This is a genomic window from Rhodococcus sp. 21391 (assembly GCF_016772255.1).
Taxonomy (GTDB): Bacteria; Actinomycetota; Actinomycetes; order Mycobacteriales; family Mycobacteriaceae; genus Rhodococcus_F; species Rhodococcus_F opacus.
Genome location: NZ_CP063781.1, coordinates 418801 through 435040, shown reverse-complemented (window position 1 = coordinate 435040; position 16240 = coordinate 418801). Strand labels below are relative to the sequence as shown.

General features: G+C 68.0%; 16 protein-coding genes. 4 read left to right on the top strand and 12 right to left on the bottom strand.

What is annotated here, in order from left to right:
• Nucleotides 1-7 precede the first annotated feature (7 nt).
• On the bottom strand, nt 8-1087 hold the full coding sequence (locus GO592_RS02075; protein ID WP_007297626.1) for a PQQ-dependent sugar dehydrogenase: 1080 nt from the start codon (nt 1085-1087) through the stop codon (nt 8-10).
• A 90-nt stretch (nt 1088-1177) separates the two neighbouring features.
• Between GO592_RS02075 and GO592_RS02070 the strand changes: the two genes are divergently transcribed.
• Both GO592_RS02070 and GO592_RS02065 read left to right on the top strand, forming a co-directional pair.
• Nucleotides 1178-1993, top strand: coding sequence for an arylamine N-acetyltransferase family protein (locus tag GO592_RS02070; protein ID WP_007297625.1), 816 nt, complete (start codon nt 1178-1180; stop codon nt 1991-1993).
• 54 nt (nt 1994-2047) lie between these two features.
• Nucleotides 2048-2827 (top strand): IclR family transcriptional regulator domain-containing protein, encoded by a 780-nt coding sequence (locus GO592_RS02065; protein ID WP_005568382.1) that lies wholly within the window; start codon nt 2048-2050, stop codon nt 2825-2827.
• A 103-nt stretch (nt 2828-2930) separates the two neighbouring features.
• On the opposite strand, the gene shiA is transcribed toward GO592_RS02065, so the two are convergent.
• On the bottom strand, nt 2931-4298 hold the full coding sequence (gene shiA / locus GO592_RS02060; protein WP_007297624.1) for a shikimate transporter: 1368 nt from the start codon (nt 4296-4298) through the stop codon (nt 2931-2933).
• A gap of 257 nt (nt 4299-4555) precedes the next feature.
• On the opposite strand from shiA, the gene GO592_RS02055 reads away from it, so the two are divergent.
• Nucleotides 4556-5971 (top strand): amino acid permease, encoded by a 1416-nt coding sequence (locus GO592_RS02055; RefSeq protein ID WP_007297623.1) that lies wholly within the window; start codon nt 4556-4558, stop codon nt 5969-5971.
• Between the two features lie 65 nt (nt 5972-6036).
• On the opposite strand, the gene GO592_RS02050 is transcribed toward GO592_RS02055, so the two are convergent.
• The 9 genes from GO592_RS02050 to GO592_RS02010 form a co-directional block, all read right to left on the bottom strand.
• Nucleotides 6037-7572, bottom strand: a complete 1536-nt coding sequence (locus GO592_RS02050) for a phospholipase C (RefSeq protein WP_007297622.1) — start codon at nt 7570-7572, stop codon at nt 6037-6039.
• Between the two features lie 56 nt (nt 7573-7628).
• On the bottom strand, nt 7629-8495 hold the full coding sequence (locus tag GO592_RS02045; protein WP_007297621.1) for a TauD/TfdA dioxygenase family protein: 867 nt from the start codon (nt 8493-8495) through the stop codon (nt 7629-7631).
• 269 nt (nt 8496-8764) lie between these two features.
• Nucleotides 8765-9526 (bottom strand): SDR family NAD(P)-dependent oxidoreductase, encoded by a 762-nt coding sequence (locus tag GO592_RS02040; protein ID WP_005258951.1) that lies wholly within the window; start codon nt 9524-9526, stop codon nt 8765-8767.
• Nucleotides 9526-10008 carry a nuclear transport factor 2 family protein gene (locus GO592_RS02035; protein ID WP_007297620.1) on the bottom strand — a complete coding sequence of 161 codons (483 nt, stop codon included), beginning with the start codon at nt 10006-10008 and terminating at the stop codon, nt 9526-9528. The genes GO592_RS02040 and GO592_RS02035 overlap by 1 nt, the downstream gene beginning before the upstream one ends.
• Before the next feature lie 103 nt (nt 10009-10111).
• Nucleotides 10112-10942, bottom strand: a complete 831-nt coding sequence (locus tag GO592_RS02030; RefSeq protein ID WP_005251199.1) for a mycofactocin-coupled SDR family oxidoreductase — start codon at nt 10940-10942, stop codon at nt 10112-10114.
• Nucleotides 10943-10944: 2 nt separating this feature from the next.
• Nucleotides 10945-11745: a mycofactocin-coupled SDR family oxidoreductase gene (locus tag GO592_RS02025; RefSeq protein ID WP_039951311.1), complete on the bottom strand. Its 801-nt coding sequence runs from the start codon at nt 11743-11745 to the stop codon at nt 10945-10947.
• Nucleotides 11746-11757: 12 nt separating this feature from the next.
• A complete protein-coding gene (locus GO592_RS02020) occupies nt 11758-12012 on the bottom strand; it encodes a hypothetical protein (protein ID WP_007297617.1) in 255 nt (84 codons plus the stop codon).
• Nucleotides 12013-13728, bottom strand: coding sequence for an FAD-binding protein (locus tag GO592_RS02015; protein ID WP_007297616.1), 1716 nt, complete (start codon nt 13726-13728; stop codon nt 12013-12015).
• Nucleotides 13729-13898: 170 nt separating this feature from the next.
• Nucleotides 13899-14414: a flavin reductase family protein gene (locus GO592_RS02010; protein ID WP_005258963.1), complete on the bottom strand. Its 516-nt coding sequence runs from the start codon at nt 14412-14414 to the stop codon at nt 13899-13901.
• Between the two features lie 130 nt (nt 14415-14544).
• Between GO592_RS02010 and GO592_RS02005 the strand changes: the two genes are divergently transcribed.
• Nucleotides 14545-15282 carry a PadR family transcriptional regulator gene (locus GO592_RS02005; RefSeq protein ID WP_007297615.1) on the top strand — a complete coding sequence of 246 codons (738 nt, stop codon included), beginning with the start codon at nt 14545-14547 and terminating at the stop codon, nt 15280-15282.
• On the opposite strand, the gene GO592_RS02000 is transcribed toward GO592_RS02005, so the two are convergent.
• Entirely contained in the window at nt 15279-16232 is a 954-nt protein-coding gene (locus tag GO592_RS02000; protein ID WP_007297614.1) for an alpha/beta hydrolase, read from the bottom strand. The genes GO592_RS02005 and GO592_RS02000 overlap by 4 nt on opposite strands.
• Nucleotides 16233-16240 lie beyond the last annotated feature (8 nt).

The following is a 16240-nucleotide window of genomic DNA, read 5'->3' as shown; positions in this document are numbered from 1 at the left end:
CAGGTACTCACGGGCGGAGCATGAGGATGCGGTCGTCGCCCTCCGCCGGATCGCCGCGCCCGTCACGGTTGCTGGTGCTGAACCAGACTGCTCCGTCCGGTGTCGCGACGACGCTGCGCAGTCGGCCGTACTCACCTTCGAACAGCGACTGCGGTTCGCCGAGCGAGCCGTCACCGCCCACGGGAATCCGCCACAGTCGTTCGCCGCGCAGCGCCGCGACCCACAGCGCGCCGTCCTGGAACGCGAGCCCGGACGGGGACGCCTCGCCGGTGGACCATTGGACCACCGGATCGACGAAGCCCGCCTCGCCCGACCGCCCCTCGACCTCCGGCCATCCGTAGTTGCCGCCGGGTTCGATCAGGTTCACCTCGTCCCAGGTGTTCGCCCCGAATTCGGTGGCCCACAGCCGGCCGGCGTCGTCCCACGCGAGGCCCTGCACGTTGCGGTGCCCGAGCGACCACACGGGTGATCCCTGCGTGGGGTTGTCGGCCGGGATCGACCCGTCGGGGTTGATCCGCAGGATCTTGCCGCCGAGCGAGGACGGGTCCTGGGCGCGTGGCCGGTCGCCGGCTTCACCGGTGGCGACGTACAGCGTGCCGTCCGGGCCGAACGCGATCCGGCCGCCGTCGTGGATCGATCCGGCGGGGATGCCCGTCAGGATCGGGGCCGGCTCGCCGAGGCTGCGACCGTCGAACCGCAGGGCGACCACCCGGTTGTCGTCGTCGGTGGTCAGGTACGCGTAGATGGTCTGGTCCGTCGCGTAGGCCGGTGAGACGGCGAGGCCCAGCAGTCCCGATTCGCCCCGCGCCGCCACGCCGGGCACCTCGCCGATCACGGTCGTGTCGCCGTTCGCCTGCAGGTGCCGGATCGCGCCGCTGTCCCGTTCCGCGATCAGTGCCGTCCCGTCCGGCAGGAGCGCGATCCCCCACGGCACGTCGAGGTCGGCTGCGATCACCGTGGGCTCGCTGCCTGCCGGTGCGGCGACCGCGGTGGTCGTCGACGGCTGCGCCGAACTCCCCTCGGACTGGCATGCCGCGCACGTGACGACCACCAGCAACGCTGCAACCGAGAAACGTCGCCGTCCCATGGGTGTCCTCCCGTCACGCGACCGGACCCTGTCCATCCTCCCCCAGTGACGGCCCCTGATCGGTCATTCGCCGCGCTTACACTGTGCGCCATGGCCACTGCGGGCGATCTGAACCTCGAGCGGTACTTCGACCGGATCGGGTACGACGGCGACCGATCCGCGACGACGGCGACGCTGAACCAGCTTGCCGCACATCACGCCCGGTCGATCCCGTTCGAGAACCTCGACCCGTTCCTCGGCACACCGAACCGGCTCGACCTGCCGTCACTGCACCAGAAATTGGTCGAATCCCGAAGGGGCGGTTACTGCTTCGAGCAGAATCTCCTGCTGCGGGCCGTCCTGCTCGAGCTCGGGTTCGACGTGACGCCACTTGCCGCCCGCGTTCTGTGGGGATCTCCGATCGATGCGATCACTCCGCGCTCGCACATGCTGTTGCTCGTCGACGTGGCCGGGGAGCGAAGGCTCATCGACGTCGGGTTCGGCGGCATGACCCTCACCACGACGTTGCGCCTCGAACTGGACACCGTGCAGGACACTCCGCTGGAACCGTTCCGGCTGGTCGACGTCGCGGGCGACTACGCGATGCAGGCACTCGTCGGCGACGAGTGGCGGACCATCTACCGGTTCGACCTCACCAGGCAGTTCCCCGTCGACTACGAGGCCCCCAACTGGTACCTGTCGACCTGGCCCGGATCGCATTTCGTGACCGGACTCATGGCGGCGCGGGCCACGGAAGACCGCCGCTACGCCCTGGCCGGTACGCGGCTGACGGTGCACCACCTCGGCGGGACGTCCGAGCGGCGCGAACTGGCGACCGTCGACGAACTGCGCGACACTCTCGAAACCGATTTCCTCATCGACACGAGCGGACTCGCCACACTGGACGCGGCGTTCAGCCGGCTCTGACACACCTAGTCGCCCGGTAGCATGACGGCGTGTGCGAAACAGGTGGCTGCTGAGGTGGCCGAGCAGCCGGCGTCGGGGGAACGGTATTTCCTCGAGTCCCTGGACCGTGGCCTGACCGTTCTCGAATGCTTCGACGAACAGCACCGGGAACGCACACTGAGTGAGGTGGCGCAGGCTGTCGGGATCACCCGGTCCACGGCGCGCCGTATTCTGCTCACCCTGGTGGACAAGGGTTTCCTGCGTCTCGATGGACGCAACTTCTCGCTCACACCCCGGGTGCTGCGGTTCGGCTTCTCGTACCTCGCCGCGCTGCGACTGCCGCAGGTCGCCGACCCGCACATCGAGGCTCTCGCGAAGGAACTGGGCGAGACCATCTCCGTCACCATTCTCGACGGTCCCGACGTGGTGTACGTGGCGCGGGTCCGCTCGCCCCGGATCATTCGCATCTCCATCACGGTGGGCATGCGGTTCCCCGCGTACGCGACGTCCACGGGACGGGTTCTGCTGGCCGGACTTTCGGCCGGCGCGCTCGACGACTACCTGAAGACCACCGAGTTCCAGGCCTTCACACCCCACACGATCTCCGACGTCGAACACCTGCGTGCAGACGTCCGGAAGGTCGCCGCCGACGGCTGGTCGATGTCGGAGAACGAGCTCGAGATCGGCATCCGCGGCGCGGCCGTTCCCATCCGGGATCGGACGGGCGCCGTGGTCGCCGCCCTCAACTCCTCGCTGCAGGGCACGCAGTACACGCGGGACGACGTCGCGGCGTCGGTGGTGCCGAAACTCGTCGCGACCGCGGAGCGGATCGGTTCCGACCTGTCCCTCGGCTGACCGCCTAGGGCGACGGCGACTCCTGCACCACCGGCCCCGACCTGCACGACGCGGTCGAGGCTCGCACCCGGCAACTCCCGGAGCACCGACCGCGCCGCCATGTTCAGTGCGAGTTCTCGAGCTCGGCTCGAGTGGCGGCATCCGACGCGTCGGCACTCGCATCGGGCTGCAGTCGCCACGCGATCAGGGCGCTGACGATGCAGCCGCCGGCGAGGTACACGGCCACGAGGTGCCAGGACCCGCCGCTGGCGGTGACCAGGGCTGCCGCGATGAACGGGGTGAACCCGCCGCCGATCGCGCTGGCCACCTGGTAGCCGACGCCCGCGCCGCTGTACCGGTACTCGGCCCCGAACATCTCGGTGAACAGGGGCTGCTGCACGCTGACGACCATGTCGTGCGAGATGTTGACGAGGAGCACGGCGAGGATGACGGTGCCGATCATCGACCCGTTCTCGAGGAAGATGAAGAACGGGAACGCGCACACCGCGCCGATCAGTGCGCCGAGGATGTAGACGCGCCGCCGGCCGTGCTTGTCGGACAGCCAGGCGAACAGCGGGATGGTGCCGATACCCACTGCACCGACGAGCAGACCGACGTTGAGCATGAAGTTGCGCTCCATCCCCAGTTCCTGGGTGGAGTAGCTCAACGCGAACGTGGTCACGATGTACATGGAGAACAGTTCGGCGAAACGCAGGCCGATGATCTGGAGGAAGGCCTTCGGGTGGTTGCGCAGTGCTTCGACGAGGGGAATCCGCTTCTTGTCCTGCGCGGTCTGCTCCTCCTCGATCTTCTCGACCTTCTCGACCTTCTCGACGAACTCGGGGCTCTCCTGCACTCCGGCGCGGATCCACAGGCCGATTCCGACCAGGACGACGCTGGCGACGAACGGAACACGCCAACCCCACTGGCTGAACGCGTCGTCGGTGGTCAGGTTGCTCATGAGCATGACGAATCCGGTGGCGAGGATGAGCCCGACCGAGTAGCCGACCTGCACTCCGCTGCTGTAGAACGCCTTCTTCTTCGGCGGGGCGCTCTCGACGGCCATCAACGCTGCCCCACCCCACTCGCCGCCGACGGCGAAGCCCTGGATGGCGCGCAGCGTGACGAGCAGGACTGGAGCCCACCAGCCGATCGACTCGAACGCCGGCAACAGTCCGATCAGGGCGGTGCTCGTTCCCATGATCAGCACGGTCAGGATCAGCATCCGTTTGCGTCCGATGCGGTCGCCGTAGTGGCCGAACACCACACCGCCGAGCGGCCGGAACAGGAATCCGACGCCGAACGTCGCGAACGCGGCGAGCGTTCCGATCGCCGGGCTGACATTCGGGAAGAACTCCGAGTTGAAGACCAGTGCGGCGACCAACCCGTAGAGCAGGAAGTCGTACCAGTCGATGACTGCGCCGACGAAACTGCTCAGCGCTGCTCTTCGCGCCTGCTTCTCGGCTGCCGGGGTGAAGGCGTGATCGCTCATTCCGATGTCCCGTCTAGGTTGGTGCCGGACAGATTCTGTTCGCATACCGAACTCATGTCCGCTGGTTGAATAATGTGACGGTAGCCATAGCGTTTCCGCGTTGTCAAGAAGGTGCAGATGAGTGGTACTGCCGTTTCGTCCATCTCGGCCGCACGAATTTCACCGAATCGGCGATTCCGGAGCCCCCACGACTCGTACACACTTTTCCGAATCAGCGACGCACATCACACCCGGAGTAGCGCCGAAGGGATTTCTCCATGTCAGGAACCACCGATCCGCAGCTTCAGCACACACTGAAGAAGCGGCACCTCTCGATGATCGCTATCGCGGGGGTGATCGGCGCAGGCCTCTTCGTGGGCTCCGGGGTCGCGATCCGCGAGACGGGCCCCGGCGTACTCGTGGCCTACGCACTCGCGGGCATCGTCGTCATCCTGGTGATGCGCATGCTCGGCGAAATGTCGACCGCCAACCCCGAGACGGGATCGTTCTCGGCGTACGCCGACCGCGCGATCGGCCGATGGGCCGGCTTCAGCATCGGCTGGCTCTACGCGTGGTTCTGGATCATCGTCCTCGGCATCGAGGCGACGGCAGGCGCCGTCATCATGAACCGCTGGATCCCCGACGTCCCGCAGTGGAGTTGGGCGCTGATCCTGATGGTGTTGCTCACGCTGACGAACATCGCGTCCGTGAAGTCGTTCGGCGAGTTCGAGTTCTGGTTCGCGTCGATCAAGGTCGCGGCCATCGTCATCTTCCTGGTGCTCGGCGTCCTCGCGATCTGCGGAGCCCTGCCCGGAGTCGAAGCCCCCGGCCTCAGCAACCTCACCGGTCACGGCGGGTTCTTCCCCAACGGGGCAGGTGCCGTGTTCGCGGCGGTCCTCGTCGTCGTGTTCTCCTTCTTCGGCGCCGAGATCGCCACCATCGCCGCCGGTGAATCCGCCAACCCCGTGGCGGCAGTGCGCAACGCGGTGCGTTCCGTCGTGTGGCGCATCCTCATCTTCTACATCGGCTCCATCGCCGTCGTCGTGACGCTGCTCCCCTGGGACGATGCCTCCGTCGCGCTGAGCCCGTACGTCGCCGTCATGGACTCCTTCGGCATCCCGGCAGCCGGCAACATCATGGACGTCGTCGTGCTCACATCGGTGCTGTCCTGCCTGAACTCCGGCCTGTACACGGCGAGCCGCATGATCTTCTCGCTCTCCCGCCGCGGCGACGCCCCGGCCTCGTTGTCGAAGATCGGCTCGTCGGGTGTTCCCCGCCAGGCCGTGCTCGTCTCGACGGTCGTGGGATTCCTGACCGTGGGCCTCAACTACCTGTACCCGGACACCGTGTTCCTGTTCCTCGTCAACTCCTCGGGAGCGATCGCCCTGTTCGTGTGGCTGGCCATCTCGGTGTCGCAGCTGCGCATGCGGCGCAGCCTCGAGGCGGAGGGCAAGGACCTGTCGTTGAAGATGTGGCTGTTCCCGTACCTGACGTGGTGCACCATCGCCGCCATCATCGCGCTCTGCGTCGGCATGCTCGTGTTGCCGGAGACCAGGAGCCAGATGTACGTCTCGATGGGGCTCGCCGTGGTCGTGGTCGGAATCGGGATCTACCGCCAGCGCACGCGCGGTACCACCGACGAGACGCCGGATCCCTCGACCTCCGGCGAAGAGGTCGACGCCCTCCGCCCCTGAGCTCGGATCGGCCGCCGCCGTTCGATCGTCGAGCAGGAGTCAGGAGTCAGGAGTCAGAGAGTCCGCTACATGATCAGCCCGCTGGGGCGACGCCGCAGCGGCGACTGTTCCTGCACGGGCATCGAATTCGGCGGGACGGGGTAGGGCGCACCGGCGTTGAGTGTCCCCGCGGCCACGTTCGGCCCGCACTGCGCGATCGCCGCCTGCAGGCGTGGCCCGGGATCGGTCATCACGGGAACGCCGGCGTTCGGCGCCGACGAGAAGTCGAACGCGGACGTCATGTCGCCGACGGCGCCGCGGCGCCAGTCGGTGAGATTGGGGACGGGCACGCCGAATCGCTTCTCCAGCAACCGGAGCTGCGACGTGTGGTCGAACGTGTCGGAGGCGACGAGGCCGCCGCGACTGTACGGCGAGACGATCAGCGACGGCACCCGGAAACCGAGGCCGATCGGTCCCGGATTGTTCTCGCTCTCCGACACGGTGTTCAGCGGAACCGTCAGATATTCGCCCGGGGTGCCCGGCGGCGGCGTGGGCGGGGTCACGTGGTCGAAGAAACCGCCGTTCTCGTCGTAACTGATGATCAGCGCGGTCTTCTCCCAGATCGCCGGGTTCGACGTGAGGATGTCGAGTACCTCGACGATCCCGACCGCGCCCGCGGCCGGGGGCAGCGCCGGATGCTCGCACGTGAAGATGTTGGGCACGATCCAGGACACCGTGGGCAGCGTGCCGTTCGCGACGTCAGCCCGGAAGTCGATCGGATACGTCGGATCGAGACCGCGGCGAGCGAGTTCCGAATTCGGGTCGCTGTACTGCGTGAAGCAGCCGAGCATCCCGTCGAGTGCGACACTCGACACGGGACCGAGATCCTTGTTGGCGTACACCTTCCAGCTGACGCCGGCCTCCTGCAGGTTCTCCGGATAGGTGCGCCAGGAGTAGACGAACCTGGGGATCACCGTCGGCGTCTCGACCAGCGGCCCACCGGCCAGCCCGTCCGGGTCGATCGTGCCGGTCATCCAGTACAGCCGGTTCGGGTCCGTCGGTCCCAGCACCGAGCAGAAGTAGTGATCGCAGATCGTGAAGGCGTCGGCGAGGTCGTAGTGCACCGGGATGTCGGCTCGCGTGTAGTAGCCCATCGTCGCGGGACCGTTGAGCGGCCCCTCGTGCGCGATGTGCACCGGCATCCACCGGTCCATCGCGCCACCGTTCCACGCGTCGTGCTGCGGACCCCACGAATGGGTGGGGTCGTTGATGCATTCGCCGTCGAGGTGTGTGCCCTGCGTGGTGTCGAGCCGGAACGGGTTGAGAAACCCGGTCGGGGTGGGCCCGGCACCCGGAGTCCAGCCGTACTGCTGCCACGCCGGTGACGGGTCGTCGAACCCACGCACCCCCGACAGGGTGCCGTAATAGTGGTCGAACGAGCGGTTCTCCTGCATGAGGTAGACGAAGTGCTCGATGTCGTTCAGCGACCCGCTGCCGCCCGGGTCCTGCGCGTAGGCGCGGTCGATGACCGGGCCCGCCCACGAGCTGAGGAAGGCGGCACCACCGGCCGCCGCGGCGGAGGCGAGGAACTTGCGTCGTGAGATGTCCGATGCCGGGGTCACGGATCGTGACGGTAGTCGCTGCGGACGCCGCGCGCCCGGCGAATGCGCAGGTTGCTCTACTGCGGGCCGAACGGCACGTCACCTTCCAGCGTGATGCGGTGCATGACGCGGTGCTGGGTTCCGTAGTCGCGGTTGGCGTAGTGCGCGGTGCTGCGGTTGTCCCACAGCACGAGGTCGCCGAGGCGCCAGCGGTGCCGCACGATGTGCTCGGGTTTGGTCAGGTGGGCGTAGAGGAAGTCGAGGATTCCCCGGCTCTCCGCCTCGGACACTCCGGCGATGTGGGACGTGAAGCCCGGGTTCACGAAGATGCCCTTGCGTCCCGTCTCCGGGTGCACCCGCACGACGGGATGCTCGACGGGCACGAGCGCGGTGACTTCCTCACCGTCCCAGACGTTTCCCTTGCCGCCCCGCTTCTGCGCGAGGTAGTACCCGAACTCGCGGTTGCCGTCGTGCACCGCGGTCAGCTGATCGATCATCTGCCGGATCGGCAGCGACAGCGACTCGTACGCGAGTTGACTGTCGGCCCAGTTGGTGTCGCCGCCGTGCGGTGGGAGGACGACGGGGCGGAGAATCGACCCCAACGGCGGTCGCTTCATGAACGTCACGTCGGTGTGCCACACGTCGGCGAAACCGTTGTCCTGGCTGTCGAGTGCGTACACCTCCTGCGCGACGTTGCCGCTGTCGTGGACGGGGTGCCCCGCGGTCAGCCGGCCGAGCCGGCGACCGAACTCGATGTGACTCGTGTCGTCGAGTGACTGACCCCGCAGGACCAGCACCTTGTGCTCGGTCAACGCCGAACGGATCGCGGCGACCTCGTCGTCGGTGGCGGACGCGACGTCCAGGCCGATGATCTCGGCCCCGAAGTGGGGGCCGAACTTGTCGAGCGTCAGCGACGCAGTTCTGGTTTCGAATGCAGTACTCATGGTGTCTTTCCGCGAAGGTGATGGTGCCTGGGTACGGGCGCACCGGCCCGGACCTGCGAACGCGGAGAATGCGTGAGGAAGACCGGATGCCGGAGGCTACCGAGGAGTGGACAGCACGCGGTACGCGCGCCGGACCATCAGCAACAACAGATGTTGGCGCACGTACGGCACAGGTCGACGGTGAGGCGTCGCACCAGGTGAGTCGTATGCACGAAGCAATTCCTACCGGATGGGAGGGAAATGAGCAAGCTCGGGGCAATCGGCGGCGATCAGCTCCAGCGCGCCTGACCACCGTCGAGCGGGATGGTGGCACCCGACAGGTAACCGGCGTCGGGGCCCACGAGGAAGACGACGGCACGTCCGATGTCCTGCTCGCAGTCACCGATCCGGCCGAGCGGGATCGACTTCACGAACTCGGCGGCCTCCTCGGGGTTGTTCTCCGTCCACCATTTCAGGCCCGGTGACAGTGCGTGCGGCGCAATCGCGTTGACGCGGATTCCGTCGGGTCCCCATTCGCTGGCCGCGGTCCGGGTGAGCGAGCGCATCGCTTCCTTGGTGGCCGCGTAGAGGCCGTAACCGCTGGTGTCCCACCGCACCGCCGAGGAGCTGACGAGGTTGATGATCGAGCCGCCGCCGCGCGCCTTCAGGTGCGGGTAGCACAGCTGCATGAGGAACAGGGTGGCCACCGGACCGACGGCCATGGCACGGTCCAATAGTTTCGGAGTGATGTCCAGGAGCGGTCCGAGCGCGCTCGCGTTGGCGTTGTTGACGAGGATGTCGATGCCACCGAATGCGTCCACGACTCGGTCGACCATCGGGCCCAGTTGATCGCGTTTGCTGACGTCGCAGACGATCGGCTCGGCGACGCCGCCGAAGTCGGCGATGGCGGCGCACGTGTCGACGAGTTTCGACTCTGTTCGCCCGACCACCGCGATCCGGGCGCCTTCCTTGGCCAGCGCGAACGCCATGCCGGCGCCCACGCCCTGCCCGGCGCCGGTGATCAGTGCGACCTTGCCGTCCAGTGTCCCCATCACGCGTCTCCTTTGCCGGGTTCCGTGTCGGCTGCCCACCGGTTGGACGTCAGCCGGAAGCTGGGAATGTCGGCCAGCGACATCACCGCCTCGTATGTGCGCTCGTATCCGGTGTGGGCGATCCGCCATCGGCCGTCCGGTCCGCGGACGTAGCGGTCGGAGTAGAACGCCGCCCCGCGCAGCACCATGTCGTGCTCCGGGATCAGCACGATGTCGGAGAGGTACCAGCGTCCGGTCGCCGTGTCGCCGTCGACGTCGATCTCCGGGTGACCGCAGTGGTGTTCGGTGATGGTCTGCGGCCCCAGATTCGACTTCATGAATTCGACGAGCGCGTCCCGCGACTCGAACGCGAGATGCTCGCCGTAGTTCGCCGTTGCGTCGGGAAGGAGCGTGTCGGCGAACTCGTCCCAGCATTTCGTGTCCAGGGCCCGCAGATACGCGTACTTGAGCCTGCTGATCGCGGCGACGGCCTCGAGATCCACGGAATTCACCCTTCGTCCGCCCCCAAAACTGACACCTGTTCTACCACGGATCGTCAGGTGTGGGGGCGGACTCGGGGATTCCGGCCGGTGCTGCCCGCGGCGGTCATCGGCTGACGCTGCCCGCGTCGACCGGCAGGGCGACGGACGTGATGTACCGCGCCTCGTCCGAGGCCAGGAACAGCGCGGCATTGGCCACGTCGACCGGCTCGATCCACGGAATCGACAGCATGTTCATCGTCACGGCCGCCGCCGCGAACTCTTCGCGGGTGGGATGCTCGAGGTCGGGCCGGAACGCCCGCCGCACCATGTCGTTCTGGATCATGTCCGTGTCCACGTTCGTGGGATGCACGCTGTTGACCCGCACCCGGTGCGGCGCGAGCTCCTTGGCCAGCGACCGCATCAGGCCCACCACCCCGTGCTTGGCCGCGGTGTAGTGGGCGACGCCGACGAGCCCGCGCAGACCGGCGATGGAACTCGTCAGGATCATCGCACCGCCGCCCCGCTCGATCAGGTGCGGCGCCGCCGCCTTGCACGTCTGCCACACCCCCGTCAGATTGACGTCGAGCATCGTCTGCCACGTCTCGGAGTCGAGCTCCAACGCGGCACCCGAGGACGTGATGCCTGCCGTGGCGCACACGAAGTCCAGCCCGCCCAGTTCGCCGGCCGCCGCGGTGACCGCCTCGGCGAGCGCCGTTCCGTCACGCACGTCCACCTGCGCGGTCACGATCCGGCGGCCGGTGTCCCGGACCAGTTTCGCGGTCTCCTCGAGGTCCTCCGGACTCGCCGGTGGCGTCACCACCGTGCCGACCGGGCCACACAGGTCGACGGCGACGACGTCCGCGCCCTCCTGTGCGAACCGCAACGCCTGCGCCCGGCCGATCCCGCGTGCGGCACCGGTGACCAGGACGACTCTTCCGTTCACTCGACCTGTCATCTCTACACCTTCTGGGTCAGTCCGGCGTCGACCACGAGTTGTGTGCCGGTGATGTATCGCGATTCGTCCGAGGCCAGGAACAGCAGCGCATTGCTGACATCCCGCGAGTCCAGCCACGGAACGGGCAGCATGTGGTTCGCCGCGAGGATGGGGACGACGTCGTCCCGGGTCGGATTCTCGAGGTCCGGCCGCAGCCGCGCCATCGTCTCCGGGTTCAGGGTCATGCGGGTGCCGACGGCACCGGGGTGCAGCACGTTCACCCGGATGAACTGCGGTCCGAGTTCGTTGGCGAGGGTCCGGGCCAACCCGACCACGGCGGTCTTGGACGCCGAATAGTGGGCGGCCCCGGCCACCGCCTTGATGCCGGCGGTCGAACTGACGATCACGACGGAACCGCCGCCGTCCCGCATCGCCGGGACCGCGGCCTTCGCCGTGTTCCAGACGCCGGTGAGGTTGACGTCGAGCGATCGGTGCCAGACCGCGTCGTCGATCGACCACGCCGGGCCGGGGTTGTCGCAGACACCCGCGTTCGCGACGACGACGTCGAGGGGCCCCAATTCCGCGACTCCGGCGTCGACGGCCGCCCGCAACGCGGACGGGTCACGCACATCGGCGTGGGCGACGACTGCGCGCCGGCCGAGTTCGCCGACCAGCCTTCCGGTTTCGGCGAGATCCGCCTCGGCCGACGGCAGATCGACGACGACGACGACGGCGCCCTCCTCCGCGAGCCGGACCGCGTGACTGCGTCCCATGCCGTTCCCGGCACCGGTGATGAAGGCGACCTTGCCCGCCATCCGTGACATCGGTTGTCCTCTCTAGTCCAGGTGGCCCGGAGTCGGGTAGCTGCGCAGGGAGAGCCCCACCCGCCCGTCCTCCACCGCGTCGTCGATCGAGCCGCGCAGCGCGCCGCAGGTGGGGACGAACATCGAGTGCTCCCCCTCCTGCGCACGCAGTGCGAACTCCGGGCAGGTCTGCTCGGCGTCGCCCAGCCACTGCACACTCGTGTGCGCCTCGCTGTATTTCTCCACGAGCACCGCGTTACCGCAGCGCCGGCATTCGACCGGAAGCACTCAACTCACCGCCCCGGTGACATTGCGGGGCCCAGCCCCGGTGACATTGCGGGGCCCCGCCCCGGCTGCATGCCGAGCGCCGACCCAGCCGAACACCATCGCGGGACCGATCGTCGCGCCCGCACCGGCATAGTCGTTGCCCATCACGGACGCCGACGTGTTGCCGGTGGCGTAGAGCCCGGGGATCGGTTCGCCGCTGCTGCGGCACACCTGGCTGTGCTCGTTGCACACGAGCCCGCCCTTGGTGCCGAGGTCGCCGGCTTCCATCCGCACCGCGTAGTACGGAGCCCGGTCCACCTCGTCCATGGTCGGGTTGGGCAGTCGCGGGTCGCCGTAGTACCGGTCGTAGGCGCTGTCGCCGCGGCCGAAGTCGGCGTCGACCCCCGCATGGGCGAAACCGTTGAACCGGGCGATCTCCGCGGACAGCGACTCCGCGGGAACGCTTATCTTCTGCGCGAGCTCGCCGACGGATGCGGCGCGTTGCATCAGCCCCGTCTCGAACCATTCCGCGGGGAACTTCTGCCCGGGCATCACCCCACCGAACTGGTAGCGGCTCTTGGCCTTCGAGTCGAACACGAACCACACTGGGTCGTGACCACCGGCGATCTGGTCGTGGACGAACGACACGTACGGGGACGCTTCGTTGGTGAACCTCTTGCCGTTCTGGTCGACGATCAGCGACGGCGGGATCGACCGCTCCGACACCAGGACGTGCATGATGCCGTCCGGCCGCCGGAACGACGGCATCCACCACGCGTCGTCCATCAGATCGACGGCGGCGCCGACCTGCTCTCCCGCGACGATTCCGTCTCCGGTGTTGTCGGGTGAGCCGGCGCTGTAGTTGTCCTTGCCGCCTTCCCGGAGGTACTGCTTCCGCATCTCCTCGCTCTGCTCGAATCCGCCGGTGGCCATCATCACGCCGCGGCGGGCGCGGATGCGCAGTTCCTGTCCCCCGGACTCGACGACCGCGCCCGTGACAGCTCCCGACTCGTCCGTGACCAGACCCTTCAGTGGGGAGTTCAGCCACAGCGGAACCCCCGCCTCCCGGAGCGTGAGCCGCAGCCGGCCGACGAGGGCCTGCCCCAGAGTCTCCATCCGCCTGCGCCGCAGCATCGCCACGACCGACCGCCAGCCGACACCCAGCGCTGTCCTGCGTCCGGCCCAGGTGCGGAAGACCATGTTGAGGTGGCGGAACTCGGTGGATGTCATGTACAGCCCACCGGGCATCGCGAGGGAGTTCGGCCGCTGCAGGTCGCCGTCGGCGCCGAGCTGGTTCATGTCGAACGGCAGCGGTTCGACCGTCCGCCCCTTCGGCCGTCCGCCCACGTTCTCGGGGTGGTAGTCGGAATAGTCCTCGCACCAGGAGAACCGGAGATGCGGGCAGTTCTGTTCGAAGAACCGCATCATGGCCGGCCCCTGCTCGATGTACGCGTCGAGGCGCTCGGCCGGCACGCTGCCGCCGACGATCGACTCCAGGTACTTCCGGACGTCGTCGGGGTCGTCGGCGCGGCCTTCACGGACGAGGATCGGCGAGTTGGGAATCCACAGGGCGCCACCCGACAGTGCCGTCGAACCGCCGTACACCCCGGACTTTTCGACGACGAGGGTGTCGAGTCCTCGCTCGGCCCCGGCGAGGGCGGCGGTCATGCCCCCTGCACCGCTGCCGATCACCAGGAGATCTACCTCCCGGTCCCAGTTCTGCTCGTCTACGCTCATCGTGCACACCTTCCGAAGTGGTCTCGATCACACCTTTCCGGTGTCAATTGCTGTTTCCCACAGCCTTTCCCGCGGAGCGGGAGACAGCGTCACCGCCGCCGCGCGGGAGAAAGCGGCACCGCCGCCGCGCGGGAGAAAGCGGCACCGCCGCCGCGCGGGAGAAAGCGCGGCTATGTGGCCGCGGTGAAGATGCCGAGCCCGCCGCGGTACACCAGGAGCGGCGGCGCATCCCTGAGCACGTCCAGACCGGTGACGCGCGCGACGACGATGGTGTGGTCGCCGGCGTCGTGCTCGAATTCGACGGTGGCCTGCACCTGGGCCAGCACACCGTCCAGCGCCGGAGCACCATTGCGGGCGTGCGACCACCCGACGTCGGCGAACTTGTCGGCGCCGCTGGTCGCGAACGTCCCGCACACGTCGCGCTGGTCGTGGGCGAGAACGTTGACGCAGACGTGTTCGCTCGCCCGCAGCCGCGGCCAGCTGGTCGACGTCCGTGCGGGGCTGAACGACACGTACGGCGGGTCCAGCGACAGCGACACGAAGGACTGGCAGGTGAAGCCGTGTGGGCTCTCGCCGTCGTGTGCGGTGATCACCGTGACTCCGGTGCAGAAGTGCCCGAGCACCGACTTGAGCTCGGCGGGGTCGATGCGTCGTGCCACCGGCACGGGTTCTTCGGTTCGGGTCATCGTGTCTCCTCGGATCGACGGGTTGCGTTCAGCCTGGCCGCGGCGCCTTCCGGCGGGGAATGCCTCGTCCCGCCCAGCGGCAGGGTTTCGCGCTGTCCGGCCGGCGGCGCACGGTTGATAGGCTCGGGAAATGCCATCGTCCGACCCCACACAGAGTTCCGGGTTCGCCGGCCTTCGATCCACGAGCTGGCCGGTACTCGGCATCCTGTCGTTCGGCGAGGAGCTGTCCGGCTACGACCTGAAGAAGTGGGCGTCGTACAGTGTGCGGTTCTTCTACTGGAGCCCGTCCTTCAGCCAGGTGTACTCGGAGCTGAAGAAGCTCGAGGACCTGGGATACGTGACGTCGCGGACCGTCGTGGACGACGAGGCACGGGTGAAACCCAAGCGCCTGTACAAGATCACGGACGCGGGCATGGCCGTCATGCGCAGCTGGGCGCGGGAGGCGCCGATCGATCCGCCCGTCCTCAAACACGGTGTGATGCTGCGCATGTGGCTCGGTCACCTCACCGAGCCGGAGCAGCTCAAAGATGCCCTGAAGGAGCACATCTCGTATGTGGAGGGGATGAGCAGGCAGGCAGCGCTCGACGCCCGCGATTCCGACGTCGAACCCACGTGGGCGTTCGCGCACATGGTCAACAAGTGGTCCGAGCGCTACTACGCGGCCGAGAGCGAGCTCGCGAAGCAGATGCTCGCCGACATCGACGAAGCCGTCGAGCGGATGCACGGCGCAGGGACGCCGGAGCATCCCGGTGTGCCGAAACCGACCGCATCACATTCGATCCGGCGTTCCCGCGCGGCGCTGCAGGAGTACCAGGCCGCGATGAAGGCGGCACGGGACGCGGACGACGAGGCGGAGCGCGAAGACTAGTCGGACGGAGTCCGCACCGGTTCGGCCACCAGATTCCGGAGCCGAGGCCACAGCTCCCGCCGCGCGGTCTGCGCCGCGGCCAGCGCGTCGATCGTCAAGAATCCGTGGAACATTCCCTCCACCCGCCGGCCCTGCACGGGAACACCGGCGTCGGCGAGCGCCGCAGCGTACTTCTCCCCCTCGCACCTGAGGGGATCGCGTTCGGCGGTGATCACGATCGCGGGTGGGAGCCCGCCGAGATCCTCCGCCCGGACCGGGGCGGCGTAGGCGGGTACGGTCTCGCGGTGCGTCGGCAGGTACTGATCCCAATACCATTGCATCGCAGAGCGGGTGAGGAAGTGATCCTCCGCGAATTCCTCGTAGGACTCGGTGTCGAAGACCGGTTCGATGACGGGGTAGATCAGTAGCTGTCCGGCGACCGCGGGGGCCTCCCGGTCCCGGGCTATCAGCGCCGCGACGGCCGCGAGGTTGCCCCCGCTGCTGTCGCCGGCGACGAGGAGCCGGTCCGGATCGCCGCCCAACGCGCGGGCGTGCTCCGCGACCCAGCACGTCGCGGCGTAGGCGTCGTCTGCTGCGGCGGGCCACTGCGATTCCGGGGCGAGTCGGTAGTCGACGGAGACGACGACGGCTCCGATCCCGTTGCACATCGCGCGGCAGAAGCCGTCGTGGCTGTCGAGGTCGCAGATCACGAACCCGCCGCCGTGGAAGAAGACGACGACGGGCAGGGACTCCGCGGGGTCCCCCGCGGGCGAATAGATGCGTGCCGCAATCGGTCCGGCCCCGCCGGGGATCTCCCGGTCGCGCACACTGCCGACCGGCTCGGGGTCGGCGACGGCCTTGCGTCCCGCCTTCGTCGCCGCCCGCGCCTGCGCGCCCGTCATGGTCTCCACCCGGGGAAAGTTCTCGTTCAGTCCCCGGAGGATGGTCTCGGCCTGCTCGTCGAACGGCATTCGTGCTC